The organism is uncultured Xanthomarina sp. (assembly GCF_963971605.1).
Lineage (GTDB): Bacteria > Bacteroidota > Bacteroidia > Flavobacteriales > Flavobacteriaceae > Xanthomarina > Xanthomarina gelatinilytica.
Map to the genome: position 1 here is coordinate 1 of NZ_CAXATZ010000066.1, position 4,695 is coordinate 4,695.

The following is a 4,695-nucleotide window of genomic DNA, read 5'->3' on the forward strand; positions in this document are numbered from 1 at the left end:
ACCGCATTTTTTGCTACTGTCCAAACGTTTTTACGACGTCCAAAGTAACCTTTTGCTTGTTTAAGAACCTTTTTTCTTCTGGCTCTTTTTGCTACAGAATTTACTGATCTTGGCATAATTTAAATTGTTTTTTGTAGTAGGCGACCCAATAATTCTTAACTATAATGTCTGAATTTCGAATACTTTTATTGCCCAACTCCAGGGTTTATAATTAATTTAACCGAACGCGATTACTTTAATCGTAATTGTTCTTTAATGTTGTTCTCATCACTCGGGTGTACTAAAGTACTGTGAGTTAATGCTAACTTACGCTTTTTAGACTTCTTTGTTAAGATGTGACTTTTAAAAGCGTGCTTTCTTTTAATCTTACCAGTACCTGTTAATTTAAAACGTTTTTTGGCACTAGATTTGGTTTTCATTTTAGGCATCTTGTTCTCCTAGTTTTGATTATTATTTCACTTATTATCTTAAACCTGATAGTTGTTCAGGTATTATTTTGTTTTTTTGGGAGCAATAAACATGGTCATACGTTTTCCTTCCAATTTAGGCATTTGTTCAACTTTGCCTAACTCTTCTAAATCTTGGGCTAATCTTAATAACAAAATCTGTCCTTGCTCTTTAAACACTATCGATCGACCTTTAAAAAATACAAACGCTTTTAGTTTTGCGCCTTCCTTTAAAAATTTCTCAGCATGTTTCTTTTTAAATTCATAATCATGGTCGTCTGTTTGAGGACCAAATCTTATTTCTTTAACAACAACCTTGCTCGCTTTAGATTTTAAAGCTTTTTCACGTTTCTTTTGCTCATAAAGAAACTTTTTATAATCCATAACCTTGCAAACTGGTGGGTCTGCTTTAGGAGATATCTCTACAAGATCTAAACCTTGTTCGTCTGCTATGGCAAGTGCGTCCTTAATTGGGTAAATCCCAACTTCAACGTTATCACCTACTAAACGCACTTTTTCCGATCTTATCTTAGAATTAATCCTGTGCTGATCTTCTTGATTTACTCGTCTTGTGACTTGTTTTCTTCTACGTATTGCTATGGCTATATAATTTTAGTTAAACTTATTTTTAAAATGTTTTTAATGATTTTTTTATATCTTCATTAATAATATTGGTTAAACCTTCAACAGTAATCATGCCAAGATCTTCACCACCATGCTGGCGAACCGAAATTTTGTTTTCTTGCTCCTCGTTTTCTCCAACTATCACCATGTATGGGATTTTTTTCATTTCGGCTTCCCGAATTTTCTTCCCCATGGTTTCATTTCTATTATCAATTAGGGCGCGAATTTCGTTATTTTCTAACACATTTAAAACTTTTTTCGCGTATTTTTCATATTTCTCACTTATTGAGAGCACAATAACTTGGTCTGGCATGAGCCATAGTGGGAAATTTCCTCCAGTATGTTCCAGTAAAATGGCAATAAAACGTTCCATGCTCCCAAAAGGTGCACGATGGATCATTACAGGTCTATGTAATTCGTTGTCGCTGCCTTTATAGGTTAAATCAAAACGTTCTGGAAGGGTATAGTCTACTTGTATGGTGCCAAGTTGCCATTGTCTTCCCAAGGCATCTTTAACCATAAAATCCAATTTTGGGCCATAAAAAGCTGCTTCACCTGTTTCCACAACAAAATTCAATCCTTTGTCTTTGGCAGCATTAATAATGGCTTGCTCTGCTTTTTCCCATAAATGATCTTCACCAATGTACTTTTCAGGGTTTTCTGGATCTCTCAATGATACTTGAGCTGTAAAGTTTTCAAAGCCTAATGATCCAAAAACATAAAGTACTAAATCTATCACATCCTTAAATTCCTTGTCCAATTGTTCAGGTGTACAGAAAATATGGGCATCATCTTGGGTAAAACCCCTTACTCGGGTCAAACCATGCAATTCGCCACTTTGTTCATACCTATAAACAGTGCCAAATTCGGCAAAACGTTTCGGCAATTCTTTATAAGACCATTGAGAACTATTGTATATTTCACAATGATGCGGACAATTCATGGGCTTTAATAAAAATTCTTCCCCTTCTTTTGGGGTGTGTATGGGTTGAAAACTATCTGCACCATATTTCGCGTAATGTCCAGACGTTACATAGAGTTCTTTTTGTCCAATATGAGGAGTCACAACCATTTCGTAACCAGCTTTTTTTTGTGCTTTCTTTAGAAAGTTTTCCAAACGTTCACGTAAAGCAGCCCCTTTTGGAAGCCACAACGGAAGCCCTTGACCTACTTTTTGAGAAAAAGTAAACAACTCCAGCTCTTTGCCAAGTTTTCTGTGATCTCTTTTTTTGGCCTCCTCCAATAGTTCCAAATACTCTGTAAGCTCTTTCTGCTTAGGGAAGGAAATCCCATAGACTCTTGTTAATTGTTTGTTGTTTTCATCCCCTTTCCAATAGGCACCTGCTACGCTTAAAATCTTCACAGCCTTAACAATTCCTGTGTTAGGAATATGGCCACCTCGACATAAATCGGTAAAAGTAGAGTGATCACAAAATGTAATGGTTCCATCCTCAAGATTTTCAATTAAATCTACTTTGTAAGGGTTTTTGTTTCTGTAATAAGAAATGGCCTCTGCTTTGGAAATAGATCGCATCTTAAATTCATGTTTTCCCCTGGCAATTTCAAGCATCTTGTCTTCAATGCGTTTAAAGTCTTTGTCAGATATAGAGTCTTCACCTAAATCTATATCGTAATAAAACCCGTTTTCAATAGCAGGACCTACCCATAATTTAGCATTTGGATACAGCTCCTCAATAGCTTGAGCTAAAATATGTGCAGATGAGTGCCAAAAAGCTTTTTTGCCTTCATCGTCATTCCAAGTATATAAGATTAAAGAGCCATCGGTAGTCAAAGGAGTGGTGGTTTCAATAACTGTATCGTTAAATTTAGCCGAAATAACATTTCTGGCAAATCCCTCACTAATGCTTTTGGCAACTTCCATTGCTGTCGTGTTTTTTTCAAACGACCTAATACTACCATCTGGCAATGTAATCTGTATCATCATAAATCTTTTAAAGTAAAATAAGATGCAAAGATAATAGGATAAACAATCACATACAATATATATATAGGTATTAATTTAAAGCATCCTATATATTTTGTCTTCTTTATTCAAAATTACTATCAATACTTAAGCATTAAGATTAGGGCGTTCCCTTTTGTGCAACAAAAGGTCAGGCTTTACACTATATCTTTTTTTAGACATTATATATACAATATATTCATAACCTATCTCAGTCTTTAGTTCTTGTAAATAAAAAAACAAGACAATTCAATCCTTAAAAAAAGGATGCCGTTTCAATCCTTAACGCTTAAAAGAAACTTGAACTAAAAAAAACACAAGCTAACCCCCTCTAAAAGAAACACCTGCAAATCCTTTAAAAAATACTTTGCAAAAAGTTTGTTTGATAAAGGAAAAGGGTTGTATCTTTGCACTCGCTAAAAACGGTACACACGTTTAGGTGAAGTTCATTTACAGGTTGTTTTTTGTTTTTTTTGGGTGTTTCGAAAAAACTTTCAAAAAATATAAAAAATAGCTTTGAAGTAAGGAAAAAGGGTTTATATTTGCACCCTCAAAAAACCGGGATGTTTTTTGGAGAGCAACAAGTTCATGCGGTACGTGTTTTTTCGGTGGTTTTGAGAGGGTTGAAAAAACTTTTTCAAAAAAAGCAAAAAAACATTGCATGGATAAAAAAAGGGTTTTATATTTGCACCCGCTTAAGAGATAAACGCCTTAGGGAAACAAAAAAAAGTTCATAGACATATTGAATTGACAGCGTAAGGTCCAACTGGAAACGGTTGGGCCGGACAAGAGAATAAATCATTTTGAGAACCTGAATTAAAACCATTCGATTAGTTGTTAAATAACATTTAAAAATTAACGATGAAGAGTTTGATCCTGGCTCAGGATGAACGCTAGCGGCAGGCTTAACACATGCAAGTCGAGGGGTAACAGGGGCGCTTGCGCCCGCTGACGACCGGCGCACGGGTGCGTAACGCGTATGCAATCTACCTTTTACAGGGGGATAGCCCAGAGAAATTTGGATTAATACCTCATAGTATATGGCCTTGGCATCAAGGCCATATTAAAGATTTATCGGTAAAAGATGAGCATGCGTTCTATTAGCTGGATGGTAAGGTAACGGCTTACCATGGCGACGATAGATAGGGGCCCTGAGAGGGGGATCCCCCACACTGGTACTGAGACACGGACCAGACTCCTACGGGAGGCAGCAGTGAGGAATATTGGACAATGGGCGGGAGCCTGATCCAGCCATGCCGCGTGCAGGAAGACTGCCCTATGGGTTGTAAACTGCTTTTGTACAGGAAGAAACACTCCCTCGTGAGGGAGCTTGACGGTACTGTAAGAATAAGGATCGGCTAACTCCGTGCCAGCAGCCGCGGTAATACGGAGGATCCAAGCGTTATCCGGAATCATTGGGTTTAAAGGGTCCGTAGGTGGATGATTAAGTCAGAGGTGAAATCCTGCAGCTCAACTGTAGAATTGCCTTTGATACTGGTTGTCTTGAATTATTGTGAAGTAGTTAGAATATGTGGTGTAGCGGTGAAATGCATAGATATCACATAGAATACCGATTGCGAAGGCAGATTACTAACAATACATTGACACTGATGGACGAAAGCGTGGGGAGCGAACAGGATTAGATACCCTGGTAGTCCACGC

Annotated in this window: 4 protein-coding genes and 1 rRNA gene; 1 reads left to right on the top strand and 4 read right to left on the bottom strand. The window is 37.1% G+C overall.

Translation table 11 applies throughout. The annotated features are described in order from the left end of the window. The 4 genes from AACY93_RS13585 to thrS all read right to left on the bottom strand — a co-directional run. Nucleotides 1-116: 50S ribosomal protein L20 (locus AACY93_RS13585; protein ID WP_339612155.1), on the bottom strand; the 116-nt coding region annotated here is incomplete at its 3' end. Nucleotides 117-230: 114 nt separating this feature from the next. Then, nucleotides 231-428 carry a 50S ribosomal protein L35 gene (gene rpmI, locus AACY93_RS13590; RefSeq protein ID WP_081602646.1) on the bottom strand — a complete coding sequence of 66 codons (198 nt, stop codon included), beginning with the start codon at nucleotides 426-428 and terminating at the stop codon, nucleotides 231-233. A gap of 63 nt (nucleotides 429-491) precedes the next feature. After that, nucleotides 492-1,046 (bottom strand): translation initiation factor IF-3, encoded by a 555-nt coding sequence (gene infC, locus AACY93_RS13595; RefSeq protein ID WP_202898532.1) that lies wholly within the window; start codon nucleotides 1,044-1,046, stop codon nucleotides 492-494. Between the two features lie 28 nt (nucleotides 1,047-1,074). After that, a complete protein-coding gene (gene thrS, locus AACY93_RS13600; RefSeq protein WP_040492511.1) occupies nucleotides 1,075-3,012 on the bottom strand; it encodes a threonine--tRNA ligase in 1,938 nt (645 codons plus the stop codon). An 879-nt stretch (nucleotides 3,013-3,891) separates the two neighbouring features. Here thrS and AACY93_RS13605 point away from each other — a divergent pair. Further along, nucleotides 3,892-4,695 (top strand): 16S ribosomal RNA (locus AACY93_RS13605); the annotation flags it as partial.

What these genes read in the sequence shown, in the direction of transcription:
- rpmI (WP_081602646.1), bottom strand. Translation starts at nt 428, where the DNA reads ATGCCTAAAATGAAAACCAAATCTAGTGCCAAAAAACGTTTTAAATTA.
- thrS (WP_040492511.1), bottom strand. Translation starts at nt 3,012, where the DNA reads ATGATACAGATTACATTGCCAGATGGTAGTATTAGGTCGTTTGAAAAA.